This is a genomic window from Rhizobium sp. NFACC06-2, assembly GCF_900101425.1.
GTDB lineage: Bacteria > Pseudomonadota > Alphaproteobacteria > Rhizobiales > Rhizobiaceae > Agrobacterium > Agrobacterium leguminum.
Map to the genome: position 1 here is coordinate 150,612 of NZ_FMVA01000009.1, position 25,131 is coordinate 175,742.

The window sequence follows — 25,131 nt, forward strand, 5'->3', positions numbered from 1 at the left end:
TTCACGAAAAAGAGGCCGGATTTAAACCGGGGGCTGTGGATAGGCGGCGCGCAGGAGGCGCATGGCAATCACATTGGCCAACTCAAGGTCGAAACGCGGAAGAAAAAGATCATAAGGCGCAAGCAGCGGGCGGATCGCCGCCACGCCGGAGCCCGGAAATGCCAGATCGTGATTTTCGCACACGAAGACCGGCATTGTCTGGCTGTGGCGTTTCAATATCCCTGGAGGAATGAGACCGGAAGGTTTGATCGGAATACCCGTTGTGTCTCCGGCGCCAAAAGCGCGGACGACTATCTCTGCATCGGAACGGTTGAACACGTCAAAGCGCTCGTCCCAAACCATCCTCGCGCCCGGCGGCATTCGCAGTGATGGAATGTTTCTGTTTTCCCGCATCAGGTAGAGGGCATCCTTGCGGTAATCGAACACGACGCGGTTCGCCGTTATCCTTCCCGGTTCTCGATTCGCGACAAGCGCCATCACCCTGTCCATCGTGTCAGAGGCCATGGGATATCGTCGACCGCCGATAACACCTGATAGCGCCGACAATGCGTACCGGATAACAGCGGGGTCTTCACCGAGGCTCTCAGCGTTTATCCTGATTAAACCAAGGGAAAAAAAACAAGAGTTATGATATACAAACCGGGCTGCGCGTGCGGATAATTCCGACCTTGTGTCTGACGTTCCGTACGGAAAAAGACGAGGCGTATCGTCCAGCGCCTGCCGCACCCTCACCCGCTCATATTTGCGGTTTTCATTGCTGGGATCATCGATCCAGCCTTGCGCCCTTTCGAGAAGATAATCGCGAATGGCTCGGCGCTCGCAATGCAGAAATGGCCGCATGACCCAGTGACGCCCACCATACAGCACGGCGTCTGCCATACCCGACAAGCCGAGATTATCAGCCCGTTTACCGCGGGCGGCGCGCATCGCAACCGTTTCCCGCTGGTCGCCCTGTGTATGCCCGGTCACGATGACATCGGCGCTCATCGTGTCCGCGACACCAGCAATCAGACGGTAACGCGCCAAGCGCGAGGCCTCGGCCAAACCGGAGGCGGGTTTTTGGTCATCCCAACGACGCACGGCATGAAAGATGCCAAGCCCGGCGCATAACGTGGCGACTTTTTTTGCCTCGTCAGCGGATTCGGGCCGTAGCGCATGATCGATCGTGACGGCCGACAGCCGCACCTGATCCCCTGAACCGATGGAAGCTTCGTGCAATGCGAGCAACAAACCGGTGGAATCGCTGCCGCCGGAAATTGCAACGAGAATATGCGCAGGTTTGCGCAGTTTCGCGACGAACAATCGCGCAGCCTCAAGCGGGACAAGCCCGGTTTCGTCTGGAATGCTGGTCTTGGCAGGCATGGACAGACCGCACTTCAACGGGAAATAGGGATCAGCAGCTCAACCGTTTCTGTTCGCTGGCAACCTTGCTCAGCACGGTCTTGGAAGCATTGGGATAACGCTTCGGCACCTCGCGCAGCGTGGCGCAGGCGGTTTCGGTATTGTCGAGAGCGGCAAGCGACATGCCGAGCTTCATCAGCATTTCCGGCGCCTTCGGGGATTTGCCATAGGCCTGATGGCCGTTCAGGAAGGTCTTTGCGGCCTCATTGAACTTGCCCTGGGAATATTGCGCCTCGCCCAGCCAAAAGCTCGCATCCGCGGCCTTCGTGCCCTTGGGATAACCCTGCAGATATTGCTGGAACCCCTGTTCCGCCAGCTTGTAGTCACCGGAAAGAACATGGCCGTAAGCGGCCTGATAAATATCGCCTTCGCTGGTAAGCGCCGCCGTATTCACCGGATCCGTCTTGCGCTGACTATTGCCCGTGCTGACGCCCGGAAGGCTGGCGGAGGAATTATTCGCGCCTTGATTCAAGGTGCCGCCAACCGGCATTCCCTTGGAATCAAGCTCGATGGAGCCGAGCGTCGTCTCTCCCGGTGCGCCTGTCGGGGCGGTGGAGGGAGCAGACGGAGAAACGGAAGCGCCACCCTCGGGTGGCGTTTCGATGATCGTTGCAACGTCGTCGGTCGGCGGTGAGGCCGGATTGACCGGACTGGCTTCCGCCTTCTTTTTCGGCGCGGCGGTCGGGCTTGCACCCTTGCCGCCGGCATTGCCGCTCTCCAGTTCCTGGAAGCGGAACTCATTGTCTTCCTGCGCCTTGCGGATCGTTTCCTGCATCTGCAGAAGCTGGAAGCTCATTTCCTCGATACGGCCGTTGAGCTGCCGGATCTGTTCTTCAAGCTGCTGAACCCGATAGGCTTCATTGGCCTGAACCCGGACGACCGGGGGCTGCTGAGAGTTGATCGTGCCGAAGCTACCCCCCGCACCGAACAGCGGACCCGAAACGGCGATGCCGCTCAAGCCGGTGCAGGCTGCAAGCCCCAGCATTCCCGCCACGACAAGTTTCTTCATCTCATTCGTCCTGCCTTAACTGATTTGCACCGGAATGGCGCAAGCCGGATTTTTTCCATATCAACCGAAAAAGCAACTTAACTTCGGCCAAACTATGAAAAAAACAAAAGGCGGCCCAAAGACCGCCTTTCATTCAAGATCACAATAACGTCAGGCAATCACATGCCCGCGCCACCGAGAACCGTCACGGCGCGGCGGTTCTGCGACCAGCAGGAGATGTCGTCGCAAACGGCGACCGGCTTTTCCTTGCCGTAGGAGATCGTCTTCATGCGGTTAGCCGGAACGCCCTGGGAAGCCAGGAAGTCGCGGGTTGCAGCCGCACGACGGGCGCCGAGCGCCAGGTTGTATTCGCGCGTGCCGCGTTCGTCGGCATGGCCTTCAACGGTGATGGCGTAGTTCGGGTAACGGGCGAGCCACTGAGCCTGGCGCTGCAGGGTCTGCTGGGCGTCAGCGCGGATAGAGGTCGAGTCGGTATCGAAGAAGATGCGGTCGCCGACATTGACCGTGAAGTCCTGCTGGGAGCCCGGCGTTGCGGAGCCCGCGCCACCAAGGCCAAGTTCACCGGCGCTGTTCGGCATGTTCTTCTTGTTCGCGCAGCCTGCAAGAGCAAGCGCGAGCGTCATGGCGATGACAGCCGGGTTACGGGCCAGTTTCTGCATGGGGCTGAGTGCCGAAATGTGTGTACGGCTCATCGCCGGTCTCTCCTTAGGATTTCAATAACGTTGCCGGACACTAACTGATCGCGGTTAATAGCCGGCAAACGCTTATGGTTAACAGAAAGGAAATGTCCCATTTTTTTGCTCCCTCACAACACTTTGCGGCAAGAAAGAGGCGCACTTCCCCATGGTATCAAGTAAAACATGACGGCGCCGGCATGAACCGGCGCCGTCATGGCAGTCATATCAGTCCAGAAGCGGCGACCATGCCGGATCCGAAGCGAAAGTCGGCGTCTTGATGAGCTGCTCGTTGTAGCCCGTCAGGTCGATCGAATAGAGCTGCGGACCGCCCGCACCGGCGTTCTGACGGAAGAACATCAGCACGCGGCCGTTCGGCGCCCAGGTCGGGCCTTCATTGTGGAAACCGCTGGTCAGGATGCGCTCGCCCGAACCGTCGGTCTTCATCACGCCGATCGAGAACTTGCCACCCGACTGCTTGGTGAAGGCGATCAGATCGCCGCGCGGCGACCAGACCGGCGTGGAATAGGAACCATCGCCGAAGGAAACGCGCTGCTGGCCGGAACCATCGGCATTCATGACGTAGATCTGCTGGCGGCCGCCGCGGTCGCTTTCGAAGGCGACGCGCTGACCGTCGGGCGAATAGGACGGCGCCGTATCGATCGCCGACGTGTTCGTCAGCCGCGTCGTGGTGCGAGAGCGCAGGTCCATCGTGTAGATATTGGCGTTGCCATCCTGCTGCAGGCTCATGATGACCTTCTGGCCATCCGGAGAGAAGCGCGGCGAGAAGGTCATGCCGGGGAAATTGCCAACAACTTCGCGCTGTCCGGTTTCCAGCTGCAGCAGATAAACGCGCGGCTGCTGGCCTTCGAAGGACATGTAGGTCACTTCCTGACGGTTCGGCGAGAAACGCGGCGTCAGGACGATGTCGTTCGAGTTGGTGAGGTTACGGACGTTGAAGCCATCCTGGTCCATGATCGAGAGCTGGCGCTTGCGGGCCGTCTTCGGGCCGCTTTCAGAAACGAAAACGACGCGGGTGTCGAAATAGCCCTTTTCACCGGTGATGCGCTCATAGATGGCGTCGGCGATGATGTGGGCGACGCGGCGCCAGTTTTCCGGCTGGGTAAAGAACTGCTGGCCAGTCATCTGCTGGTTGGCGAACGTATCCCACAGGCGGAATTCGGCGCGCAGGCGGCCATCGCTTTCACGCGTGACACGGCCGGTCACGAGCGCCTGGGCGTTGATGACCTTCCAGTCCTCGAAACGCGGCTGCTGATCCGGATTGCTGATCTTTTCGATGAAGGCGTTCTTGTTGACCGGCGCAAAAAGGCCGGAACGCTGCAGGTCGGCGGCAATGACCGCGGAAACCTGCGCGCCGATGCCGTCGCTCGACATGAAGTCGGTGATGGCGATGGGCAGCGGCTCGACATTGCCCTTGTTGATGTTGATTTCCACCCGCGCAAAAGCCGGTGCGGAGAAAACCGACATGAGGGCCGCGACAGCGAGCACCAGCCGGATCGGCGAAAATATCTTCATGTTGCCAGGCCTTTCAGCATTCATAGCAATTCACTGGGATCGAAGTTCACGACAACTTCGTTCCATGCGTCATATTTGTCGGCAGGAAGGTTGGTGAACGGAGCAGAACGCATGATGGCGCGATAGGCTCCGCCGGAAAGAGCACGACGCGTCCCTTCGGAACCGCCGGTCGCCTCGATCTCGGGCCGACCGATGATGGTTCCATCACGGTCGAGCTTCATGGTGACCCGGACGCGAACGTCCGAGGCATCCGCCATGCCGGGAATGATCTGCCAGTTCTTCTGGATCGCGCCACGCAGCGCATCCATTTCCGTCTGGCTGAGCGTCGAACCGCCCGTCGTCTTCTTGCCGCCAAGCGAGGCCTGCTGGGTGGAGCGCTTGGCGCCGCCGCCCGAGGGGGCCTGTTTGTTCAAAAGCGCGGCGATATCGTCAGCGTTAAAATCGCTTTCCTTCGAAGAAGCCGATTTCGCAGTCTCCTGCTTCTTCTCGCCGGGCTTCTTGTCGGAAGGTTTGTCGGTGGACTTCGCCTGATCGGGCTTGGTCTCGGCCGGTTTTTCCGCGGGCTTCTGCTCGGCAGGCTTGGTCTCGGCCTGCTTCGGCTCTTCCGGCTTCGGCGGCTCGGGACGGGAATTCGGACGCGGCACGTTCTGCGGTACGGGAATTTCGGCCGGTTCCTGCTGCGCGGGCGGCGGCTCTTCGGCCTTCGTTTCCTGCGGCGGCGGCTCCGTCTTCGGCTGCGGCGCGATCTCAGGCTTGGTCTGCGGCAAGGCGGCCATTTCCTGCGGCTTCGGAGCCGAGGTTTCTTCCTTGACGATTTCCTTCACCTCGTTCGCCTTGGTGTCTACGACGGGTTGCGGCTTTTCCTGCTTTGGCGGAGCGGCGGCGCTGATATTGTCGTTGGGCTTGGTGGTCGGCGTCGGCGGCGCGTCAAGATCGACCGTGTTGTTGCCGACATTCTGGGCGTTCTCGACGATATCCGGCCGCGTGGTCGGAACGGGGGCCGACTTTTCCGCTTTCGGCGCGTTCTTTTCGCCCTGCTGGATCTGGCTCAGCTCCTCGATGGGCACCAGTTCCACCGGCAGGGCCTCGGCCTGCGACACGTCAAGCGGCTCCGGCGAGCCCAGGGAAACGAGGGCGAAAGCCAGAAGCGACGCATGCACGATCGCGGATGTGGTAAGGCTGCCCTTCATTGCTTTACGTCAATTGTCCTGTTTCTGCTGGGTCACAAGGCCGATATTTTTGAAGCCGGCCGCCTGGATACGCGCCATCACATCGGCAACGACGCCGTAAGCGGCAACGGAATCCGCGCGCACGAAAATGCGTTCATTGTAGCCCGTCGTGGCGATTGCCTGCAGCTTGTCCGCCACTTCGGCCGCCTGAATTTCCGTTTCCTGCAAATGGATCTGGCCATTGGCGTTGACGGAAATGGTGATCGGCTGCGTGTCCGAGTTCAGCGCATTGGCGGATGTCTGCGGCAGATCGATCGGCACGCCGACCGTCATCATCGGTGCTGCCACCATGAAGATGATGAGCAGCACGAGCATGACGTCGACCAGCGGCGTCACGTTGATCTCGCTGATCGCGCCGCCCCTGCGTCGTCCGCCGCGCCCCCGGCGTCCACCGGAACCGCCGCCGCTGCCACCTGCTGACATACCCATATCATCTACTCCATTTTGCCTTGCGGCAAATTACTGCACAGCATGCGGCCGCTTACTGGGCGGCCTGCCGCGTCTGAAGTTTTTCATCGATCTGGCGCGACAGGATCGCGGAGAACTCGTCGGCGAAACCTTCCATGCGGGCGGAAAGCTTGTGCGCGTCGGCCGTGAACTTGTTGTAGGCGATAACCGCGGGAATAGCTGCGACAAGGCCGATGGCCGTTGCCAGAAGCGCTTCGGCGATACCCGGCGCCACGACCGCAAGGTTGGTGGACTTCGAACCGGCAATCGCCTGGAACGAGGTCATGATACCCACAACCGTACCGAAGAGACCGATGAAGGGACCGGCCGAACCGATGGTGGCGAGCGAACCGAGGCGCGCCTCGTATTGTTCGCTTTCACGCGCCATGGTCACGTCCATCGCCCGGTCGATGCGCATCTGCAGACCGATGGGCGAGCGTGCGCCGCGCTCGAAGGATTTTTTCCACTCGCGCATGGCGGAAACGAAAATCGCCGCAAGACCGCCATTCTGGCGTTCCGCCAGCGTCCGATAAAGCTCTTCGAGCGACTGGCCCGACCAGAAGACCTGTTCGAACTGGTCGAACTGGCGTCTTGCCTTGCCGAAGCTCACATATTTGTCAAAGACGATCGCCCACGTCCAGACCGAGGCGGCGATGAGTCCGATCATCACGAGCTTCACGATGAGGCCCGCCTGCATAAACAGTGCCCAGAGACTTACATCGTGCGTCGCCGCTGCCAAACCTGCCTGTTCCATAAATATCCAATCCCCGAATCCAAACGCCCGGTACGGGACCGGGCGATTCAAACGCGTGTTAACGCTCGAAGTCCTGCGGCAACAGCCGCCAACCCCTTAGCCATACCCCGATACTTGCCAGTAAGCCTTACTTGCCAATAAATTTGGTGAAAGGAAGGCGTGCGCCGCACAAATGCCAGTTGCTAAAGTAAGACACCATTATGGTTAAAGGAGTGTTACAGCGGGGCCACGCCGGACGGATTTACTGGATGGGACCGCCAATTACTTCAGGAATTTTTCCGCGACTGTCTCCGGAAGACGCCTCGGGCGACCATTGGCGTTGATGACGGCGATGATGACCTTGGCGGCGACCAGCAGTGTTTCACCGCGCCGGATTTCCTGATTGAGCACCATTTTCGCGCCGCCGGCCTTCTCGGTGATGGTCGTGATCGTCAAGACGTCATCCATCCGCGCCGGGCTTTTGAAATCGATCTCCATGCGATGCACGACAAAGACCAACCCTTCCTCATCGGCGGTTAGAAGCGCGCTCTGTTCGCAGCCGAGACAGCGCAGGTAGTCTGTACGGCCACGTTCGAGAAAATGCAGGTAACGCGCGTGATAAACGAGGCCGGAAAAATCCGTATCCTCGTAATAGACACGCTGCGTCAGGCGGTGGCCATGTTCGATAAGCTCACCCGAAAGCGAAACCACAAGCTCGCTCATACTATCTCCTTGGGAATTTCAACTGCATCGCGGCGTCCGTCACGGACAATAAGATGCTCATGCCGTTGCGGCAGCGCTTCGATACGCTCCGCGATGAAACGGGGCCTCAGATCGCTCTTCAGAAGCGCGGATGGCTGCGCGGGCAGCCAGCGGAACTCCACCTCGACGCGATCCAGCACCCGATGCACGATATCGCTTTCATGAAACGGCAGGGGCCGGCGAAGCGAAACGAGATAATAAAATCCGAGCTCATGCGCCGCAAAATCGTCGTAGGCGAAAAAATTCTCGGCCGACCAGAGAAGACGTTCGACCGAACAATCCCGGTCAAGCTCCTCGCCGATCTCGCGGATGATGGTTTCCTGCGAGCTCTCGCCGATTTCGGCACGCCCGCCGGGCAAGCCCCAGTAAGTGTCCTTCGTGCCGCGCTGGACGAGAACATGGCCGTTCTGAAAGATCAGCGCCGCCACGCGCATGCTGAAAAGCTGCGGTTTCCGGTCCAGCCGGATCATGTGGCGTTCAGGGGCAGAGGTCATTTATCGTCCAGATCGCCGTCATGCCAGACGAGGTGTCTCGTGGCCTTCGGCAGGTGCTCTATTTCGTCGGCGATGAAATAGGGCGGAATATCAAGCTCGGTCAATGCCTGACGGGTTGCGGCGACCCAGCGGAACTCCAGCTCGTTGTCGCCGTCCTGAACGCGGTGAATGATATCGGTCGGATGAAAGGCCAGCGTCTCCGGCAGGTCCATCAGGTAATAAAACCCGAGTTCGTGCCAGTCCTTGCCTTCGTAGTGGAAGAAATTTTCGACCGCCCAGAGAAGCCGCCCGATCTTGGCCTCGACGCCAAGCTCTTCTACCATTTCGCGCGCCAGCGTTTCTTCGGAGCGTTCGCCCATTTCGGCGCGGCCGCCCGGAAAGGTCCAGAATTTTTCATGCGACGCCCGGTGCACCAGCACATGGCCATCGCGAAACGCCAGTCCCGCCACCCGCATCTGGAAAATGCGCTTCGGCTTGAACTTGATGCGGATGCGGGTGTCCTGCTTGGTATCGTGTGTCATGTCGCTGACCTGCGGGCTGGAAACATCAAATCGGTTTCCGTCCACCCTAGCGCATCCATCTCATCTTTTCTCGCCTTTGCGTCATCTCCCACAATGAATTCATCCAGTTGCGGCGGCTTGATCGTGGTGCCGGACAACATCGCATGCGCCTGCCCGCGATGATGCGTCTGGTGCTGGAAGAGATGCGACAGAATATCGTCGCAACGATCATACTGGATACGCGCGCCGCGATGGATATTGACGCTAGCGGCAAGGCCGTCTTCATCGAGGCTGTCGACAAATGCGATCAGCACCTCGTCCAACTCCGTCTGGGCGACACGCAGATCCGCCATGGTGGCGAAAGGCTCTTCTTCAACAAAGGCTGCAAGGCCGAGCGTGCCGCCTTGCAGGGCATCGATATAAAAACGGTCCACGGTGTAGATGTGGTTCAGCGTCGCGCGCAGCGTTGGAAAGAAACTCACACGGGAGGCGACGAACGCTTCCTGCGAAAGCTGAAGACAGGCCTGATGCAGCCGAAAATTGGCCAGCCGGTTGTTGCGCGCGAGTTTGCGGAAGACCCGCAGCGGATCGTAAGACATGAAGGCTCCTCCATTGCCGCCGAAGGACGGCGTCGTTCAATCGACGCGCTCAAGCTCCGATCTGCTTTTCAGAACCCTGGCGCCGTCTTCCTGTTCGATCAGATAGGCAGGCTCCTGCCTGCTCGCTTTCCGCTTTATTCTGGAGCCGGCGATGGTGCGTTCGACATCATCCGTGAAAGTCTCGACGATTTTACCTTCACCGGTACCACTGCCCCAGTTCCATCGGACTTTCGTGCCCTTGCGATACACCGACATGATCATCTCCGTGCCAACGAAGATCAAATGCCGGCACGCCGGGCTTGTTCCCTCAATCCTCCTCCAGCGTCAGCCGGAACTGCGCTGCCTCAAGATCCTTGGGTGGCTGCATGCCCAGATGTTTCCAGGCCGTGCCGGTCAGAATACGGCCGCGCGGCGTGCGCTGGATGAAACCCTGCTGGATCATATAGGGCTCGATAATATCCTCGATGGCGTCGCGCGGCTCCGACAGGCCGGCGGCGATGGTTTCGATGCCAACCGGGCCTCCGCCGAAATTGACCGCGATCATGGTGAGATACCGCATGTCGAGCTGGTCGAGACCCATTTTGTCGACCAGAAGCCGGGTCAAGGCCTCATCGGCGATCTCGCGGGTAACGGCTTCCGCCCGCGCCACCTCGGCGAAATCGCGCACGCGGCGCAATAGCCGTCCAGCGATACGCGGCGTGCCGCGGGCACGCCTTGCCACCTCGCGCGCACCCTCGTCGGTCATGTTCAGCCCCATCAGCCGCGCGCCGCGTCGGACGATCAATTCCAGTTCGTCGACGGTGTAGAAAGCCAACCGGACGGGAATGCCGAAACGGTCGCGCAGCGGCGTCGTCAAAAGCCCAAGACGGGTCGTCGCGGCGACAAGGGTGAATTTGGAAAGATCGATCTTCACCGAACGTGCCGCCGGTCCTTCGCCGATGATGAGGTCGAGCTGGAAATCCTCCATTGCCGGATAGAGAATTTCTTCCACCGCCGGGTTGAGACGGTGGATTTCATCGATGAAGAGTACGTCGCGCTCCTCGAGATTGGTCAGAAGCGCGGCGAGATCGCCCGCCTTGGCGATGACGGGGCCGGAGGTGGATTTGAAGTTGACGCCAAGTTCCTTGGCCATGATCTGCGCCAGCGTGGTCTTGCCGAGACCGGGCGGGCCGACGAACAACACGTGATCCAGCGCTTCGCCACGGTTCTTGGCCGCCTCGATAAATACCTTGAGATTGGCGCGGGCCTCCGCCTGGCCGGTAAAATCGTCCAGCGACTGCGGGCGCAGGGTGGTGTCGATGTCCTCACCGCGCTTTTCGGGGGTGATAAGCCTTGCCGCATCACTCATGTCAGAAGTTCCATTCCGGGCAGCTTGCGAGCAGCCTTTTTGTCAAACGTATATGTCGCCACGCAGCCATTGACCCTGTTGCTTTCCGATACAATCGCGTCGGAAAAATCCGCATTTGTATTCCGGCATATGTCGATAGCATTGCCAATCGCCTCATAATCCGGAATTTCCAGTTCCCGCCGCTCAAGCATAAGCTGGAAAAACTCCAGAACGGCGCTTTTAGGATAACCGTAGAACTGGCCAAGTACCCACGCCGTCTCCAAAATCACAGCGAGACTTACAAGCAGGGTTTCTCCGTCCTCAAGCCGTGTAAGAAGACGCTTCACCGTTTCTTTTTGTTCGACATCGTCATCTACCACGATACGGAGCAGAATATTCGTGTCTATTCCGAAACGGCTGGTCATTCGTCTTCCGTCGTATCCGTAGAACGCTTGTACCGCGCAACAGCTCCCTCACCAATCGCATCATTCATCTGGTCGACGGTAAGCTTTTTGCCACTCGGGGGTTTACCGAGAATTCCGGCCAGATCGGCAAGAGATTTATTGCGAGGGACAACGATCATCTCCCCGTTACGAACCCAGGCGTAACATTTGTCGCCGGGCTTGATTTTCAATTGTTCGCGCACGTTCTTGGGAACTGTCATCTGCCCTTTGGAGGTGATTGTCACCTGAAAGCCCATGCTGCTGCCCTTTTCTTACTTTTCATCCATTGTAAGGAATTTAGCATCAAGCGTATCAACGCGAAAGCTCTTTCAGCCCGAGCCGGATCAGCTTGGCGCTGTCGCCGCCCTCCCCGCCGTTCTTCAGCGCGGCGGCAACCGCATTGGCGGCCTGGTCACGCGAATAGCCGAGATTGGTGAGCGCGGAGACGGCATCCGCTACCGGCGCGGACGCGACGCCTTCGCCAAGCTCCTGCTTGAGGCCGATCGAGGCGGAAGCCTCTCCGGCGAAGGCCGGCGCCTTGTTGCGAAGCTCGGTCACAAGACGCACCGCCACCTTCGGCCCGACGCCCGGCGCGCGTGAGATCATCGTTTTGTCCTGTAGCGCAATGGCATTGGCCAGTTCGGAGGGTGACAGCGTGGAAAGAACGGCCAAGGCCACTTTCGAGCCAACACCCTGCACGCTCTGCAAAAGGTTGAACCATTCCCGCTCCAGCGCCGAGAGAAAACCGAAAAGCTTTAGCTGGTCCTCACGCACATAGGTTTCGATGAACAGCACCACCGCCTCCCCCACGGAGCCGATTTTCGACAGCGTGCGCGCCGAACAATAGGCGACGTAACAGACGCCGTGCACATCCACCAGCACGTAATCCGCGCCGATTTCCTCGATGCTGCCTTTCAGTTTTCCGATCATGATGCCGCCCGCTGCAATGAGACTTTAAATATTCAACCGGCCGCCAGCAGTCGCCGCATCCTGTCACCGCCGCGATTATGGGCGTGGCAGATTGCGATGGCGAGCGCGTCCGCCGCATCGTTACCCTTGAATTCGGCCTTCGGCATCAGGATTTTCAGCATCATGTGAATTTGCTGCTTTTCGCCGTGCCCGACACCGATGACGGCCTTCTTCACCGCATTCGGCGCATATTCAAAAACCGGCAACCCTGCGCGCGCAGGAACCAGCATGGCGATGCCGCGCGCCTGGCCGAGTTTCAGGGTCGCAACCGCATCCTTGTTCACGAAAGTCTGCTCCACCGCCGCCTCGTCGGGCTGGTGGCTGTGCACAATATCCGCCAGCCCGTCATGCAGCTGGCAGAGCCGCGAGGCCAGATCCATATCACCGTCCGACGTCACCGTGCCGGAGGCGACAAACCGCAGACTGTTGCCGAGGGTGTCGATCACCCCCCAGCCGGTGCGCCTTAATCCGGGGTCAATGCCGATGATTCGAATCGTCTTTTGCATGAGGCACCTTATCTTTCCGGCTGCGACCCTGCCAGTGATAAGTGAACAAAACGACAACATTCATCAAATTTGCAGTGCAGCATTTACCTCTGCTTAAACCGCGTACCGCATTGTTCCCCCCACAAAATCAAAAAAGGGGAGCTGCGGACATGATGATCCGCAGCATAATATCTGAGCCATATCAGCCATCCGGTGGCGCCACATGCATGGCGCGGGAACTGATACGGCATTGGGGGCTGCATCGGCCATGCTGAACCGTTTTCATTCCATATCCACCAAAGTGCTGGCGATTTTTCTGGCGCTGATGGCGATCTCGACCGGGGCTCTGACACTTCTCGGTTATCAAAGCAGCAGCGGCGTTCTGGAAGAACAGGCGTCGAAATCCATGGAGAGCATTCTCGTCTTTCGCGGCGACATGCTCCAGGAGCGTCTTGAGCAACTGAAAACGCAGGCGGATTCCATCGCCAAGATCGAATCCCTGCAAATGGCTGTCGTTTCCATGCGCAGCGGCTGGGCGACCGTGCAGAAGAACTCGGGCGACGCGAAGGCGGAACTGCAGCGCGTCTTCGTCAAGGAAAACCCCTTCGGCGAAAAGGAAAAGCTGATCAAGCCGGAAAGCCCGAGCGGCTTTTATTATTCCACCCATGAAAAAACCCAGACGGATATTGGCGGTTATCTGCAGGGAACGCCGTTCAGCGACGTTCTCTTCATCGATCCCGCAGGCACGGTCTATTACTCTTACTTGAAAGGATCGGCTTTCGGGGAAACCGTCACCGGCGGCGTTTGGGCGGAAAGCGGCCTCGGCGCGGCCTTCGCACGCGGCGCCGGAAATGCCGAAAAGGCCGTGAGCGACGTGGCGCAGACCAGCTTCTCCGGCCTGCGCATCGATGCCGCCACGAAAGAGGCCGGCATTTATTTCGGCGTTCCAGTCGTCAAGTTCGGCGCTTTCAAGGGCATCGTCCTCTTCCGGGTCAAGGAAGAGGTCTTCAGCCAGATCCTCACGAAGGGTGTGACGGCCGGCAGTTCCGAACAGTCCGCAATCGTTTCCGCCGATGGCAAGGTTCTCGGCGTGGAGGGCAACAGGCTGGTCGGTCTCGATCCGGCAATCTATGGCTTCCACGGGCAGGCGCTGAATACAACGGGCATGACGATTGCCAAGATCGACCGTGCCGATGGCGAGGCCAATGCCTATGCCCGCCCCTTCTCCTTTGCCGGAGAAAAATATCTCGCGGTGGAAAGCATGCTGCGCAGCGAATTGAATGCGGGCTCGGTTTCGATTGCCGGCACGCTTGCCGTGATCGGCCTTTGCGTTCTGGCGGCCATGTGCGCGGCGACGGCCTTCTTTGCGCGACGCCTGTTCGCACCGCTGGAAAAGCTTGCGGGACTGACCGGCGAAGTGGCCGCAGGCCGTCTCGATGCGGAGATCGGCAATCAGGACCGGAAGGACGAGATCGGCCGCATGGCGCGGGCGCTTGGCAGTTTCCGCGAAAAGCTCATCCTGCAGCGGGAGATGGAAGAAACCGCTTCACGCACGCGGGAGGAAGCCGAAACGGCCCGCCGCGCGCATCTTGCGGAACGGGAGGCCGAGGCCGGCACCCTGCAGATGGTCGTGCATTCCCTGGATGAAGGTCTGGATCGGCTGGCGAACGGCAATCTCGCCTATCGTATCGAAACCATCTTCCCCGACGATCTCGAAAGCCTGCGCCATAACTTCAACACCGCACTTTCCCGGCTCAGCGAAACCATGCAGGCCATCGGCGGCAACTCCGCCGCCGTTCGTGGTGGTTCCGAGGAGATGCGGGTGGGAGCTGATCAGCTCGCCGAACGTACCGAGCGACAGGCAGCTTCCATCACCGAAACGGCAAGCGCCATCAAGGCGATCACCGAAGCCGTCCGCGACCAGATCCAACGCGCCGAACAGGCAACGCGGATCGCCCGCGATGCCAGCGCGGAGGCCACGGCATCCAGCCGCGTGATGGATCAGACCATCGCCGCCATGGAGGCGATCCAGACCTCGTCACGCCAGATCAACCAGATCATCGGCGTCATCGATGAAATCGCCTTCCAGACCAACCTTCTCGCCCTCAATGCCGGCGTGGAGGCAGCCCGTGCGGGCGAAGCAGGCAAGGGCTTTGCGGTGGTGGCGCAGGAGGTGCGCGAACTGGCGCAGCGTTCGGCAGCGGCCGCAAAGGAGATCACCAGCCTGCTGAAGCGCTCCACCGACGAGGTTTCCGCCGGCGTGGCGCTGGTGGAAAAAGCAGGCACGTCGCTTTCCGGCATCGACAAGCATGTGCAGACCATCAGCGCGCGCATCGAGGAAATCATGCACTCCACCCGCGAGGAAGCGCACACGCTCTCGGAAATCAACAGCACCGTCGCCAGCCTCGACACCATGACCCAGCAGAATGCCGCCATGGTGGAAGAAACGACGGCCGCCATTCACAATCTCGCCTCCGAAGCGGGTGAAATGGACGGCAGGCTTGGACAATTCACGCTGGCTTCCGACCGGGATGCAGCAGGTCATCGCGACGCCCGACAAATTCGGCGGGCAGGCTGAAAAAGCAAAGGGGCCTCTTCGGAGGCCCCAATTTTTTTGAACCATCCTTCAATTCTGCGCGACTTCACTGGTAAATCGGGACACGCGCCTTACATCCGCAGCAAAGATTTAAATTTCGCAGGAGCGTCGGATGATCCCCTTTTCCATTCTCGACCTTTCGCCCATCGGCGAAGGCGAGAGCGTCAGCGAGGCGCTTGAAAATTCCCGCCGAATGGCGATCAAAGCCGAAGAACACGGCTATAACCGTATCTGGCTGGCGGAGCACCACGGCATGCCGGGCATTGCCAGTGCGGCAACATCGCTCGTCATCGCCCATGTGGGCGCGGCCACGAAACATATCCGCGTCGGCTCCGGCGGCATCATGTTACCCAACCACTCCCCGCTCGTCATCGCCGAGCAGTTCGGCACGCTTGCGGCGCTGCTTCCCGGCCGTGTCGATCTCGGTCTTGGCCGTGCGCCCGGAACCGACATGCGCACGGCACGGGCGCTGCGCCGCAATCTCGATGCCGGCGCGGAAAACTTCCCGCACGATATCGTCGAACTCCAGCGTTACCTTGGTCCGCCGCAGCAGGATCAGGCTATTCTCGCCGTGCCCGGCATGAATTCGAATGTGCCGATCTGGCTGCTCGGCTCCAGCACCTATAGCGCGCATCTCGCCGCAGCCCTCGGCCTGCCCTATTCCTTCGCCTCGCATTTCGCGCCCGATATGCTGATGGAAGCGATCCATATCTATCGCGAGCGCTTCCAGCCCTCAGAAGTGCTGGACAAGCCCTATGTGATGGTGGGTGTGATGGGCGTCGGCGCCAAGACGGATGAGGAAGCGCAGCATCTCTTCACCTCGTCGCAGCAGCAATTCGTCAACCTGCGCCGCAACGTGCGTACGCAGTTTCCGAAGCCGGTGCACAGCATGGACGACTACTGGAACGAGATGGAACGTTTCTCGGTCGAACACACGCTTCGTTTCGCAGCCGTGGGCTCGCCTGAGACGATCCAGCGCCATCTCGACGGTTTCCTGGCGGAAACGCAGGCGGATGAGCTGATCGTTTCCATGCCGATCCATGACATCGAAAAGCGGCTGCGATCCGTGGAGATTTTTGCTGACGTGCGAACCTCCATAAAGAAGGCTGCCTAAACAAAAAAGCCCCGGAGCGGATCGCTGCCGGGGCTTTTTTTTGAAACATGAGACGTCAGGCGGAAAGCTTGGCGAGAATTTCTTCGGACACTTCGAAGTTGGAGTAGACGTTCTGCACGTCGTCATCGTCTTCGAGATTGTCGATGAGCTTCATCAGCGACTGTGCCTTTTCTTCATCCACCGGCACCGTGTTCTGCGGCTTCCAGATGGCCTTGACGCTTTCGGCTTCGCCCAGCACGCCTTCCAGCGCCTTGGAAACCTCGTTCATCGCTTCGAAACCGCAGATGATAGTGTGGCCGTCCTCGGAAGATTCAACGTCGTCGGCGCCGGCTTCGATCGCGGCTTCCATGACCTTGTCGGCATCGCCGACTTCGGCCTTGTAGGAGATTTCGCCAACCCGGTCGAAGGAGAAGGAGACCGAGCCGGTTTCGCCAAGAGCGCCGCCGGCCTTGGTGAAGATGGAGCGAACGTTGGAGGCAGTGCGGTTGCGGTTGTCCGTCAGGGCCTCGACGATGACGGCGACGCCGCCCGGGCCGTAACCCTCGTAACGGACTTCGTCATAGTTTTCGCCATCGGCGCCGGATGCCTTCTTGATCGCACGCTCGATATTGTCCTTCGGCATGGACTGTGCCTTGGCGTTCTGGATCGCCAGACGCAGGCGCGGGTTCATGTTCGGGTCGGGCATGCCCGTCTTTGCCGCAACGGTGATTTCGCGCGCAAGCTTGGAAAACATTTTGGACCGCACGGAGTCCTGCTTGCCCTTGCGGTGCATGATGTTCTTGAACTGTGAATGACCAGCCATGGAAAACCTGATTGTCGTAATTTGGAGATTGCGGGCCTTATAAGTGCGATAGCCGCGCCATTCAACCCCGCAAGCGCTTTCTCTTGCCGCAACAACGGAAGGAACCGATTTATCCGCTCTTCGTTCTGATCATGAACGCGGCGGAACAGGGCATTTTTCCTCCGTCGCAACATGAGACCCGAAGGAGAAAACATATGGTCAGCCTGACTGAAGCACGAGAGGCACCGGCCCGCCAGCTCTGGGACGAGATCAATTCCGTCCATGCCGGCATGCTCGGGCTGGAGGGACTGCACAACCATATGCAGCCCATGGCGCCTCATGCTGACCCCAAGACCAACACCATCTGGTTTTTCTCGAAAAAAGACACCGATCTGGTGAAATCGCTGAAATCCGGCTCCCGGGCGCATTTCTGCGTGGTGGGCAAGGACCATGACTACCACGCCTGCCTTTCAGGCATCCTCGAAGCGCGCGACGACAAAACCAAGATCGACGAATATTGGAACTCCGTCACCGCGGCCTGGTATGAACATGGCAAAAGCGACCCGCAACTGACGATGCTGGCGCTTCACGTCGATGATGCCGACATCTGGGCGTCGACCGACAGCACGCTGAAATTCGGCTGGGAAATCGCCAAGGCGAACATGTCGGATGACAAGACGCCTGACGTCGGTGTCCGCCAGCACCTCACCTTTGCCTGAGAAACGGCTCCCCCCGGCCTTCCTCGCCCGTCGCCATGCTACATGCCTTTTGGCACCAGTATCTGCGGCTGGCGGGGAAGGTTTCTCATCGAAACCCGGATCATCGGATCGGTCGCATAGGCAATGCGGAAACTTTCGCCGAACATCGTCAGAAACTGCTCCAGTGGCGGGCCGGTGCGGTGCATCGGCAGGATCAGCGCGGAGCGCAGGCGCTTGACCACCCGGCTCATGCTGTCGGCACCCATGGTCAGCCCGCCATCCACCGGCACCATCAGCACATCCAGACGGCCGATCTCGGCATAATGCGTATCCGTTAACTCATGATGCAGATGCCCGAGATGGCCGATGCACAGCCCGGCAACCTCGAAGATGAAGATGGAATTGCCGTTCTCCTGAAAGGATTCGTAGTCGCCCCAGCGGTTGCGGATGTCGGTTGCTACATTGCGGATATAGACATCGCCCACCAGAACCTTGTGCTCGGCCTTTTCTCCCGGCGTATCGCTCCAGCCATGCAGCACATATTGAATGGCCGGGTCCGGACTGAGGGTGAAATGCGTCGAATGCGCCCGGTTCATCGTCACCACCGTCGGCGTGACGGGCGGACGATAGACGCCGTTATAATCGGTGGCGATGGTCACACCGCCGGGGCTTTCGATCAGATAGGTGGAATGGCCGATGAAGCTGATCTTCACCTCTTCCTTTGCCGTCGCCTGCGCCAGCTGAACACCCGGCGGATTGAAGCTCGCGAACATGACGCCCGGAATGTTGTTGGCGATCGCCTGGCACTGGCTGACGGGAGGACGGCTCGCCGTCTGGGAGAAGGCCGCTCCAGAACAGGCGATCAGCCCCGATATTGCAAGCATTAGCACGCGCAGCATCATGCCACTCCCCTGAACTTGCGAAGCTGCGAGGATGGGACAGGTTTTGGCGAGCGTCCAGTTACAAGAGCAACGGAAGGCTCGCCCTCTCATCATTGTGAACGCTTCGGGGGAAGATTAAACCCAGAAGGACGGCAGGGTTTCCGAAAGCCGCGGCCCGATGCGCAGCGGCGCAATCTTTTCCGCCAGTCCGGTTCGGTCGGAAATCTCAACGCCGACACCGCAGATCGTCGCAGGTCCGCTGGCTGCCTCGAAACGGCCCTTCGGCATTTTGGAAATGAAGCGGTTGATCGGCTCTTCCTTCTCCATGCCAAGCGAGCTGTCATAATCGCCGCACATGCCGGCATCCGACATGTAAGCGGTTCCGCCATTCAATATCTGGGCATCGGCGGTCGGAACATGGGTGTGGGTACCGACAACGAAACTAGCGCGCCCATCGACGAAATGGCCGAAACACTGTTTTTCGCTGGTCGCTTCCGCGTGGAAATCGAAAATAATGGCGTCGGCCTGTTCCTTCAGCGGGCAGGCGGCAAGAATGTTTTCCGCCGACTTGAAGGGATCGTCCAGTTCCGGATGCATGAAGACCCGGCCCATGATGTTGGCAACCAGTATGCGCGCGCCGTTGCGGGCATAAAAAATACCCGAACCTTTGCCCGGCGTACCGTCAGGATAGTTGGCGGGCCGGAGAAACTGGTCGTGGCGCTCACAGAAGGAAACCGCTTCCTTCTGGTCCCAGACATGGTTACCGGTCGTTACCACATCGGCGCCGGCATTTATGGTCTCGAGATAGATATCCTCGGTGATCCCAAAACCGCCGGCAGCGTTTTCACCGTTGACGATGACGAAATCCAGCTTCAGATCGGAAATCAATCCCGGCAACCGCTCCCAGACAGCCGTGCGTCCGGTCTTGCCAACCATATCTCCGAGAAAAAGAAGCCTCATTCACCCGCCCCGATCTTGCGCATGTTTCTATATTTCGTCCCCTCTAGTGCATTTCCAGGAAAAGTGGAACCCGGTTTCCCGTCCGGAAATGCGACGAAACAAAGAGTTAGAGGGTCTTCGCCATTCAAGGAAAAGTGGAGACCCTCTAACCGGCAATCCATCTTTTAAAAAGTGCTAAAGCGCCTTTTGCCCACTATCGGAGATCGACAATGGGACGGAAAACCAGCGCAGGCCGCTTTCCGTCAGAATGGCGTGAAGCGAGACGTCATGCGGCTCCGCCGGTACGGACGGCACTTCCTGACAATCGAAGGCGACGCCGATGAGCACAGGCTGACGACCCCTGGCGTGCAATCGCGCAATGGCGCGGTCATAATGGCCCGCGCCATAACCGACCCGCTGACCTTTGCCATCGAAGACGGAGAGAGGTACGAGCAGAATATCCGGATCGAGAACCTCCGCATCCTCACCCGGGCCGGTCGTACCGAAGCCGGTCTTTACCAGCAGCGTATCCGTTTCAAAGGCGCGGAAGACGATGGTTTCACGATCCAGCACAACGGGCAGGACGAGGCGCCCGCCCCTTGTCCGCAACGCTTCCATCAGCGGCCGGGTATCGGCCTCGGAGCGGATCGGCATGAAGCCGGAAATTACGGTGCCCGGTGCAAAGGGGATATCGGAGGCGCCATGGGCCCTTATGGACTGGCTCTTCTGCTGGCGCTCCGCCAGCGTCAGCGCATCGCGCGCGGCGAGCCTTTCGCCGCGCAGCCTTGCTTTTTCGGCAACGTCACCGGGCATCAGGCGGCCCGGCTCACGAGAACCTTGTCGATGCGGTGGCCATCGAGATCGATGACCTCGAAACGCCAGCCATTGCGGGTGACGTGTTCGCCCAGTTCCGGCAGGCGGCGGAACTCGTCCAGAACCAGACCGGCAACGGTCTCGAACTCGGCATCCTCGTCAATCTGGAAACCCATGCGATAAGCGAACTCATCGGCGGGCATCCAGCCGGCGACGAGGAACGAACCGTCCTCGCGCTCGACCATCGCCGGCTCCTCGTCATTATCTTCCTGGAACGCGCCGGTAATGGCTTCCAGAACGTCGCCGGAGCTGACGATACCTTCGAAATGGCCGTATTCGTCATAGACCAGCACCATATGCACGGTGGAACGGCGCAGCGACTGGATGACGTCCACCGCGCTCGTCAGATCCGATACGACCGGAACTTCCCGCAGAAGCTCGCGAATGTTGAGTTCCTTGCCGGACGCGAGCGCATCGAAGGCATCCTTGGCGAAAAGCACACCGAGAATTTCATCCGAAGCACCGTTGCGCACCGGCAGGCGCGAACGCTGCGTCTGGCGAAGCTGCTCGCGGATTTCTTCGGCGCTGTCTTCGATATCGACCACTTCCACATCGCGACGCGGCGTCATCAGGCCGCGCGCATTGCGGTCGGCAAGACGCATGACGCTGGTGATCATCGCCGATTCCTCGGTCTCGATCACACCGGCGCTGTGAGCTTCGGCCAGAACCGTGCGGATTTCATCGTCGGTGACCGAAGCGTTGGATTCACCGCTATGGCCGAGAAGCGCCAGAACGGCCTTGCCCGACCGGTCGAGCAGCCACACCAGCGGCGCGCCGACCTTGGACAGCAGCATCATGGTGGGGGCGACGCGGGCGGCGACCTTTTCGGGATCGCGCAGCGCAATCTGCTTGGGCACCAGTTCCCCGACGATCAGCGACAGATAGGTGATGGCGACGACCACCGAGCCGACACCGAGCGCATCGGCGGCACGGTCGGGAACGCCCTGCTCCAGAAGCCACGCCGTGAAGCGGGCGCCGAGCGTGGCGCCGGAAAAAGCGCCGGAAAGAACGCCGACCAGCGTGATGCCGATCTGCACCGTGGAAAGAAAGCGTCCGGGATTTTCGGAAAGGCTGAGCGCCATTGTGGCGCCCTTGCTGCCTTGTGTGGCAAGCACTTTGAGCCTCGCCGGTCTGGAGGAGACAACGGCAAGCTCGGACATGGCAAGCACACCGTTCAATACGGTGAGCAGGACCACGATCATAATTTCAGTAAACAAGTTTAGCTCTTTGGGCTGTTGAACGGCACGTCGCGGTTTTGACCGCAGCGCCCTTTTTTAAAGGGCATGACAGACATACCAATCCGGATAATAGGGAATTGTTCCGCCATTGCAATGACGGCAATATAAAAAAGCCGCGTCCGGCAGTTATGAAAAATGACTGTCGAATATATCAAGGATACAGGGAAGCCCCGGAGGTTGATCCGATACTTCAAGCGCGATCCACGGCGACCGATGGAGATTTACGATCCTGGGTGCCTACAAAAGTAGGTGGGCACCGTGTGTCCAGCCCCACGGGACTGGCCAGGGACAGCTCCCTTTGGATCGAGTATGGCCCCAGGGATTGTGGTTCCTGTCGGGAAGCGCAGAACGCATAGAAGATATAGGACGGATCGGAGAAAACCGCCAGAGGGCAGCGCGCGAAATTTTGCCGCCTCAGAACCGTTCAGGCCATCAATGCGCGGCGGGCTTCGGCCGCGCGAGCAGTTTTTCGGTAATCCCGTTCAGGCGGTCGGCCAGATCGCCGATAGCGAGCGCCACCATCTCGTCTGATTTCGCCCGGTGCTCGGCCATGCCGTCGCGGTTGCGGGAAAGGGAGGCGACCTCTCCTTCCAGCTTCTCGATCTTGCGATTGAGTTCGGAAAGCTCGTCCATCACCATGATGCCCGCCATGACGGTCAGGCGAAGATCGCCGATTTCGCCGAACTGGCTCTTGAGGTGCCCGACATAACGGTCGAACCTCGTTGCGAGATCGGTCAGATGGTCTTCCTGCCCCGCCTCGCACGCCATGCGATAGGCCTTGCCGTCGATCATAACTGTGACTTGCGCCATGAGCCCGCTCCTATCGATCCAGCACCGCGCGGATCGTCTCCATCGCCGTCACCAGCCGGCGGGAAACCTCGCGATTGACTTCTTCAAGACGATTGGCGCGAAACTCCGCCTGATCCAGCTCATGCGCGAGCCTGGCGCGGTCGACATGGACCCGCTTGACCTCGTTATCGATCTCACCCGTCTCCCTTTGCCGCTCGATACGCATATCGATGGCATTTTCGAGATTTGTGATGGCAGCATTCAGCTCCGTCAGCGCAGATTGTACGGTCTTGTCAGCCGACATCGTTTTTTCCAACTCGCACGCCACCGGCCGAATCGTCCGGTTTCAGGCCTTTTCAACAATCACGAGGTTATTACCCGATTTACCATCCCGTCAATCAAACCAGTGCATTGAGACGTTTTGCTCTGTGGATGAACGAAGAGGCGGCAGCGCCTATCGCACGGATTTTGTCAGGATGCCCGATTTTCTAAACGATTTTTTCTCCCTCAGCGAACCGCAAACGCCCGTGGATTTATTGACTTGCCGGCCTCACCTGCTATGGATCAACCCGCTTTTTGGATAGTTGCGTAAAACTATCTCCTTTCACCCGGAAACAGACGGAAAAGCCATGATTTCTCGCGACAAACACAACCGGATGGCAAATGCGATCCGATTTCTTGCCATGGATGCAGTGGAGAAGGCCAATTCCGGCCATCCCGGTCTGCCGATGGGCGCCGCTGATGTCGCCACCGTTCTCTTCACCCGTTACCTGAAATTCGATCCCAAGGCGCCGCTCTGGGCGGATCGCGACCGCTTCGTGCTGTCGGCAGGTCATGGCTCGATGCTTCTTTACTCGCTGCTCTATCTGACGGGCTACGAGGACATGACGATCGACGAGATCAAGCGCTTCCGTCAGTTCGGTTCCAAGACCGCCGGCCACCCCGAATATGGCCACGCGACCGGCATCGAAACGACGACCGGCCCGCTCGGCCAGGGCATCGCCAACGCCGTCGGCATGGCGATTGCCGAGCGCAAGCTCGAAGAAGAATTCGGCTCCGACCTGCAGAGCCACTTCACCTACGTCCTTTGCGGCGACGGCTGCCTCATGGAAGGCATCAGCCACGAAGCCATCGCGCTTGCCGGCCACCTGAAGCTCAACAAGCTCGTTCTGTTCTGGGATGACAACAACATCACCATCGACGGCGAAGTCGGCCTCTCCGACAGCACCGACCAGATCGCCCGCTTCCAGGCCGTTCACTGGAACACCATCCGCGTCGACGGCCACGATCCGGACGCGATTGCCGCCGCCATCGAAGCCGCGCAGAAATCCGACCGCCCGACCTTCATCGCCTGCAAGACCGTGATCGGCTTCGGCGCGCCCAACAAGCAGGGCACCCACAAGGTTCACGGCAACCCGCTCGGCGCCGAAGAAATCGCCGCCACCCGCAAGCACCTGAACTGGGAAGCCGAAGCCTTCGTCGTTCCGGAAGACGTGCTGGATGCATGGCGTCTCGCCGGCCTGCGCTCCACCAAGACCCGCCAGGATTGGGAAGCCCGCCTTGAAGCCGCTGAAGCCGGCAAGAAGGCCGAATTCAAGCGCCGCTTCGCCGGCGACCTGCCCGGCAACTTCAACAGCGCCATCGATGCCTTCAAGAAGAAGATCATCGAGAACAACCCGACGGTCGCCACCCGCAAAGCTTCGGAAGATTCGCTCGAAGTCATCAACGGCGTCCTGCCGGAAATGATCGGCGGTTCGGCTGACCTGACGCCGTCCAACAACACCAAGACCAGCCAGATGAAGTCCATCACGCCGACGGACTTTTCCGGCCGTTACCTGCATTACGGCATCCGCGAGCACGGCATGGCGGCGGCGATGAACGGCATCGCGCTGCATGGCGGTCTCATTCCCTATGCCGGCGGCTTCCTGATCTTCTCGGACTATTGCCGTCCGTCGATCCGCCTTGCCGCACTCATGGGCATCCGTGTCGTCCACGTTCTGACGCATGATTCCATCGGCGTCGGCGAAGACGGCCCGACCCACCAGCCGGTGGAGCAGATCGCAGCCCTGCGCGCCATTCCGAACCTGCTCGTCTTCCGCCCGGCGGATGAAACCGAGACGGCGGAATGCTGGCAGCTGGCTCTCGAGCAGAAGCATCGTCCTTCCGCGCTGGCGCTTACCCGCCAGAACCTTGCGCCCTCGCGCAAGGAGTATGAAGAGAAGAACCTGTCTGCTTACGGCGCTTACGAACTCGTCTCCGCCAGCGACGCCAAGGTTTCGATCTTCGCATCCGGTTCGGAAGTCGAAGTGGCGCTGAAGGCCGCCGCAACGTTGAAGGACAACGGCGTTTCCGTCCGTGTCGTTTCCGTTCCCTGCTTCGAGCTTTTCAAGGAACAGCCGGAAACCTATCGCAACGCCATCATCGGCAAGGCTCCGGTGAAGATCGCGGTCGAAGCCGCCATCCGCCAGGGCTGGGATTATTTCATCGGCTCCGACGGCGCATTCGTCGGCATGCACTCCTTTGGAGCGTCCGCGCCGGCGAAGGATCTCTTCAAGCACTTCGGCATCACGGCGGAAGCCGTCGTCGCCGCAGTCGAGGCAAAACTTGCGTGAGG

Annotated in this window: 28 protein-coding genes and 1 other RNA gene; 4 read left to right on the top strand and 25 right to left on the bottom strand. The window is 59.6% G+C overall.

Annotated features, from left to right (window positions below):
- Window positions 1-21 precede the first annotated feature (21 nt).
- The 17 genes from tilS to ruvC all read right to left on the bottom strand — a co-directional run bounded on the left by tilS (window position 22) and on the right by ruvC (window position 12,629).
- Window positions 22-1,362, bottom strand: coding sequence for a tRNA lysidine(34) synthetase TilS (gene tilS, locus F3H58_RS16720; protein ID WP_149742976.1), 1,341 nt, complete (start codon window positions 1,360-1,362; stop codon window positions 22-24).
- 31 nt (window positions 1,363-1,393) lie between these two features.
- Window positions 1,394-2,410 (bottom strand): tol-pal system protein YbgF, encoded by a 1,017-nt coding sequence (gene ybgF / locus F3H58_RS16725; protein WP_003523244.1) that lies wholly within the window; start codon window positions 2,408-2,410, stop codon window positions 1,394-1,396.
- 158 nt (window positions 2,411-2,568) lie between these two features.
- Window positions 2,569-3,102 carry a peptidoglycan-associated lipoprotein Pal gene (gene pal, locus F3H58_RS16730; RefSeq protein WP_003506243.1) on the bottom strand — a complete coding sequence of 178 codons (534 nt, stop codon included), beginning with the start codon at window positions 3,100-3,102 and terminating at the stop codon, window positions 2,569-2,571.
- Window positions 3,103-3,312: 210 nt separating this feature from the next.
- The gene (gene tolB / locus F3H58_RS16735; protein ID WP_003523242.1) at window positions 3,313-4,620 is read right to left on the bottom strand and encodes a Tol-Pal system beta propeller repeat protein TolB; all 1,308 of its coding nucleotides are present in this window, start codon (window positions 4,618-4,620) and stop codon (window positions 3,313-3,315) included.
- Window positions 4,621-4,640: 20 nt separating this feature from the next.
- Entirely contained in the window at window positions 4,641-5,810 is a 1,170-nt protein-coding gene (gene tolA, locus F3H58_RS16740) for a cell envelope integrity protein TolA (RefSeq protein WP_149742977.1), read from the bottom strand.
- A gap of 9 nt (window positions 5,811-5,819) precedes the next feature.
- Window positions 5,820-6,278, bottom strand: a complete 459-nt coding sequence (gene tolR / locus F3H58_RS16745; protein WP_003523240.1) for a protein TolR — start codon at window positions 6,276-6,278, stop codon at window positions 5,820-5,822.
- Window positions 6,279-6,330: 52 nt separating this feature from the next.
- Complete coding sequence (tolQ, locus tag F3H58_RS16750; RefSeq protein ID WP_003523238.1) at window positions 6,331-7,050, bottom strand: protein TolQ; 720 nt, start codon at window positions 7,048-7,050, stop codon at window positions 6,331-6,333.
- 261 nt (window positions 7,051-7,311) lie between these two features.
- Complete coding sequence (gene ybgC, locus F3H58_RS16755; RefSeq protein ID WP_065656478.1) at window positions 7,312-7,752, bottom strand: tol-pal system-associated acyl-CoA thioesterase; 441 nt, start codon at window positions 7,750-7,752, stop codon at window positions 7,312-7,314.
- A complete protein-coding gene (locus F3H58_RS16760) occupies window positions 7,749-8,285 on the bottom strand; it encodes an NUDIX hydrolase (RefSeq protein WP_149742978.1) in 537 nt (178 codons plus the stop codon). The genes ybgC and F3H58_RS16760 overlap by 4 nt, the downstream gene beginning before the upstream one ends.
- A complete protein-coding gene (locus tag F3H58_RS16765; RefSeq protein ID WP_078052024.1) occupies window positions 8,282-8,806 on the bottom strand; it encodes an NUDIX hydrolase in 525 nt (174 codons plus the stop codon). The genes F3H58_RS16760 and F3H58_RS16765 overlap by 4 nt, the downstream gene beginning before the upstream one ends.
- Window positions 8,803-9,384, bottom strand: a complete 582-nt coding sequence (locus F3H58_RS16770; protein ID WP_149742979.1) for a DinB family protein — start codon at window positions 9,382-9,384, stop codon at window positions 8,803-8,805. Before F3H58_RS16770 ends, F3H58_RS16765 begins: the two co-directional genes overlap by 4 nt.
- 36 nt (window positions 9,385-9,420) lie before the next feature.
- Window positions 9,421-9,639 (bottom strand): hypervirulence associated TUDOR domain-containing protein, encoded by a 219-nt coding sequence (locus F3H58_RS16775; RefSeq protein WP_080629651.1) that lies wholly within the window; start codon window positions 9,637-9,639, stop codon window positions 9,421-9,423.
- 52 nt (window positions 9,640-9,691) lie between these two features.
- Complete coding sequence (ruvB, locus tag F3H58_RS16780; protein ID WP_065656483.1) at window positions 9,692-10,732, bottom strand: Holliday junction branch migration DNA helicase RuvB; 1,041 nt, start codon at window positions 10,730-10,732, stop codon at window positions 9,692-9,694.
- A complete protein-coding gene (locus tag F3H58_RS16785; RefSeq protein WP_065656484.1) occupies window positions 10,729-11,136 on the bottom strand; it encodes a type II toxin-antitoxin system VapC family toxin in 408 nt (135 codons plus the stop codon). Before F3H58_RS16785 ends, ruvB begins: the two co-directional genes overlap by 4 nt.
- Window positions 11,133-11,411, bottom strand: coding sequence for an AbrB/MazE/SpoVT family DNA-binding domain-containing protein (locus F3H58_RS16790; RefSeq protein WP_149742980.1), 279 nt, complete (start codon window positions 11,409-11,411; stop codon window positions 11,133-11,135). The genes F3H58_RS16785 and F3H58_RS16790 overlap by 4 nt, the downstream gene beginning before the upstream one ends.
- A 55-nt stretch (window positions 11,412-11,466) precedes the next feature.
- On the bottom strand, window positions 11,467-12,084 hold the full coding sequence (gene ruvA / locus F3H58_RS16795; protein ID WP_003523218.1) for a Holliday junction branch migration protein RuvA: 618 nt from the start codon (window positions 12,082-12,084) through the stop codon (window positions 11,467-11,469).
- Between the two features lie 32 nt (window positions 12,085-12,116).
- Window positions 12,117-12,629, bottom strand: coding sequence for a crossover junction endodeoxyribonuclease RuvC (gene ruvC, locus F3H58_RS16800; RefSeq protein ID WP_003523217.1), 513 nt, complete (start codon window positions 12,627-12,629; stop codon window positions 12,117-12,119).
- A gap of 247 nt (window positions 12,630-12,876) precedes the next feature.
- Between ruvC and F3H58_RS16805 the strand changes: the two genes are divergently transcribed.
- Together F3H58_RS16805 and F3H58_RS16810 are read left to right on the top strand one after the other, a co-directional pair.
- Window positions 12,877-15,186, top strand: coding sequence for a methyl-accepting chemotaxis protein (locus tag F3H58_RS16805; protein WP_149742981.1), 2,310 nt, complete (start codon window positions 12,877-12,879; stop codon window positions 15,184-15,186).
- 130 nt (window positions 15,187-15,316) lie between these two features.
- Complete coding sequence (locus F3H58_RS16810; RefSeq protein ID WP_149742982.1) at window positions 15,317-16,318, top strand: LLM class flavin-dependent oxidoreductase; 1,002 nt, start codon at window positions 15,317-15,319, stop codon at window positions 16,316-16,318.
- A 55-nt stretch (window positions 16,319-16,373) separates the two neighbouring features.
- Here the strand turns inward: F3H58_RS16810 and F3H58_RS16815 are convergent, their stop codons facing one another.
- Complete coding sequence (locus F3H58_RS16815) at window positions 16,374-17,120, bottom strand: YebC/PmpR family DNA-binding transcriptional regulator (protein WP_003523214.1); 747 nt, start codon at window positions 17,118-17,120, stop codon at window positions 16,374-16,376.
- A gap of 194 nt (window positions 17,121-17,314) precedes the next feature.
- Here F3H58_RS16815 and F3H58_RS16820 point away from each other — a divergent pair, with 194 nt between their 5' ends.
- Window positions 17,315-17,818 carry a pyridoxamine 5'-phosphate oxidase family protein gene (locus F3H58_RS16820; protein ID WP_031234299.1) on the top strand — a complete coding sequence of 168 codons (504 nt, stop codon included), beginning with the start codon at window positions 17,315-17,317 and terminating at the stop codon, window positions 17,816-17,818.
- Window positions 17,819-17,856: 38 nt separating this feature from the next.
- Here the strand turns inward: F3H58_RS16820 and F3H58_RS16825 are convergent, their stop codons facing one another.
- From F3H58_RS16825 to F3H58_RS16860, 7 genes are all read right to left on the bottom strand, one after another.
- A complete protein-coding gene (locus tag F3H58_RS16825) occupies window positions 17,857-18,699 on the bottom strand; it encodes an MBL fold metallo-hydrolase (protein WP_149742983.1) in 843 nt (280 codons plus the stop codon).
- Between the two features lie 114 nt (window positions 18,700-18,813).
- Window positions 18,814-19,638 (bottom strand): TIGR00282 family metallophosphoesterase, encoded by an 825-nt coding sequence (locus F3H58_RS16830; protein WP_003523211.1) that lies wholly within the window; start codon window positions 19,636-19,638, stop codon window positions 18,814-18,816.
- Window positions 19,639-19,812: 174 nt separating this feature from the next.
- The gene (locus F3H58_RS16835; protein ID WP_149742984.1) at window positions 19,813-20,430 is read right to left on the bottom strand and encodes a 5-formyltetrahydrofolate cyclo-ligase; all 618 of its coding nucleotides are present in this window, start codon (window positions 20,428-20,430) and stop codon (window positions 19,813-19,815) included.
- Window positions 20,430-21,692, bottom strand: coding sequence for a hemolysin family protein (locus F3H58_RS16840; RefSeq protein ID WP_188128964.1), 1,263 nt, complete (start codon window positions 21,690-21,692; stop codon window positions 20,430-20,432). Before F3H58_RS16840 ends, F3H58_RS16835 begins: the two co-directional genes overlap by 1 nt.
- Window positions 21,693-21,922: 230 nt before the next feature.
- Window positions 21,923-22,081: non-coding RNA, 6S RNA (gene ssrS / locus F3H58_RS16850), on the bottom strand.
- A gap of 79 nt (window positions 22,082-22,160) precedes the next feature.
- Complete coding sequence (locus F3H58_RS16855) at window positions 22,161-22,538, bottom strand: cell division protein ZapA (RefSeq protein ID WP_003523207.1); 378 nt, start codon at window positions 22,536-22,538, stop codon at window positions 22,161-22,163.
- A gap of 10 nt (window positions 22,539-22,548) precedes the next feature.
- Entirely contained in the window at window positions 22,549-22,821 is a 273-nt protein-coding gene (locus F3H58_RS16860) for a DUF4164 domain-containing protein (protein ID WP_035263131.1), read from the bottom strand.
- A 325-nt stretch (window positions 22,822-23,146) separates the two neighbouring features.
- Here F3H58_RS16860 and tkt point away from each other — a divergent pair, with 325 nt between their 5' ends.
- The gene (gene tkt, locus F3H58_RS16865; RefSeq protein WP_149742986.1) at window positions 23,147-25,129 is read left to right on the top strand and encodes a transketolase; all 1,983 of its coding nucleotides are present in this window, start codon (window positions 23,147-23,149) and stop codon (window positions 25,127-25,129) included.
- Window positions 25,130-25,131: the final 2 nt, after the last annotated feature.

Bases quoted from the DNA above. Each gene is read 5' to 3' on its own strand.
- tilS (WP_149742976.1), bottom strand. From the start codon at position 1,362: ATGCCTGCCAAGACCAGCATTCCAGACGAAACCGGGCTTGTCCCGCTT.
- ybgF (WP_003523244.1), bottom strand. From the start codon at position 2,410: ATGAAGAAACTTGTCGTGGCGGGAATGCTGGGGCTTGCAGCCTGCACC.
- pal (WP_003506243.1), bottom strand. From the start codon at position 3,102: ATGAGCCGTACACACATTTCGGCACTCAGCCCCATGCAGAAACTGGCC.
- tolB (WP_003523242.1), bottom strand. From the start codon at position 4,620: ATGAAGATATTTTCGCCGATCCGGCTGGTGCTCGCTGTCGCGGCCCTC.
- tolA (WP_149742977.1), bottom strand. From the start codon at position 5,810: ATGAAGGGCAGCCTTACCACATCCGCGATCGTGCATGCGTCGCTTCTG.
- tolR (WP_003523240.1), bottom strand. From the start codon at position 6,278: ATGGGTATGTCAGCAGGTGGCAGCGGCGGCGGTTCCGGTGGACGCCGG.
- tolQ (WP_003523238.1), bottom strand. From the start codon at position 7,050: ATGGAACAGGCAGGTTTGGCAGCGGCGACGCACGATGTAAGTCTCTGG.
- ybgC (WP_065656478.1), bottom strand. From the start codon at position 7,752: ATGAGCGAGCTTGTGGTTTCGCTTTCGGGTGAGCTTATCGAACATGGC.
- F3H58_RS16760 (WP_149742978.1), bottom strand. From the start codon at position 8,285: ATGACCTCTGCCCCTGAACGCCACATGATCCGGCTGGACCGGAAACCG.
- F3H58_RS16765 (WP_078052024.1), bottom strand. From the start codon at position 8,806: ATGACACACGATACCAAGCAGGACACCCGCATCCGCATCAAGTTCAAG.
- F3H58_RS16770 (WP_149742979.1), bottom strand. From the start codon at position 9,384: ATGTCTTACGATCCGCTGCGGGTCTTCCGCAAACTCGCGCGCAACAAC.
- F3H58_RS16775 (WP_080629651.1), bottom strand. From the start codon at position 9,639: ATGTCGGTGTATCGCAAGGGCACGAAAGTCCGATGGAACTGGGGCAGT.
- ruvB (WP_065656483.1), bottom strand. From the start codon at position 10,732: ATGAGTGATGCGGCAAGGCTTATCACCCCCGAAAAGCGCGGTGAGGAC.
- F3H58_RS16785 (WP_065656484.1), bottom strand. From the start codon at position 11,136: ATGACCAGCCGTTTCGGAATAGACACGAATATTCTGCTCCGTATCGTG.
- F3H58_RS16790 (WP_149742980.1), bottom strand. From the start codon at position 11,411: ATGGGCTTTCAGGTGACAATCACCTCCAAAGGGCAGATGACAGTTCCC.
- ruvA (WP_003523218.1), bottom strand. From the start codon at position 12,084: ATGATCGGAAAACTGAAAGGCAGCATCGAGGAAATCGGCGCGGATTAC.
- ruvC (WP_003523217.1), bottom strand. From the start codon at position 12,629: ATGCAAAAGACGATTCGAATCATCGGCATTGACCCCGGATTAAGGCGC.
- F3H58_RS16805 (WP_149742981.1), top strand. From the start codon at position 12,877: ATGCTGAACCGTTTTCATTCCATATCCACCAAAGTGCTGGCGATTTTT.
- F3H58_RS16810 (WP_149742982.1), top strand. From the start codon at position 15,317: ATGATCCCCTTTTCCATTCTCGACCTTTCGCCCATCGGCGAAGGCGAG.
- F3H58_RS16815 (WP_003523214.1), bottom strand. From the start codon at position 17,120: ATGGCTGGTCATTCACAGTTCAAGAACATCATGCACCGCAAGGGCAAG.
- F3H58_RS16820 (WP_031234299.1), top strand. From the start codon at position 17,315: ATGGTCAGCCTGACTGAAGCACGAGAGGCACCGGCCCGCCAGCTCTGG.
- F3H58_RS16825 (WP_149742983.1), bottom strand. From the start codon at position 18,699: ATGATGCTGCGCGTGCTAATGCTTGCAATATCGGGGCTGATCGCCTGT.
- F3H58_RS16830 (WP_003523211.1), bottom strand. From the start codon at position 19,638: ATGAGGCTTCTTTTTCTCGGAGATATGGTTGGCAAGACCGGACGCACG.
- F3H58_RS16835 (WP_149742984.1), bottom strand. From the start codon at position 20,430: ATGCCCGGTGACGTTGCCGAAAAAGCAAGGCTGCGCGGCGAAAGGCTC.
- F3H58_RS16840 (WP_188128964.1), bottom strand. From the start codon at position 21,692: ATGATCGTGGTCCTGCTCACCGTATTGAACGGTGTGCTTGCCATGTCC.
- F3H58_RS16855 (WP_003523207.1), bottom strand. From the start codon at position 22,538: ATGGCGCAAGTCACAGTTATGATCGACGGCAAGGCCTATCGCATGGCG.
- F3H58_RS16860 (WP_035263131.1), bottom strand. From the start codon at position 22,821: ATGTCGGCTGACAAGACCGTACAATCTGCGCTGACGGAGCTGAATGCT.
- tkt (WP_149742986.1), top strand. From the start codon at position 23,147: ATGATTTCTCGCGACAAACACAACCGGATGGCAAATGCGATCCGATTT.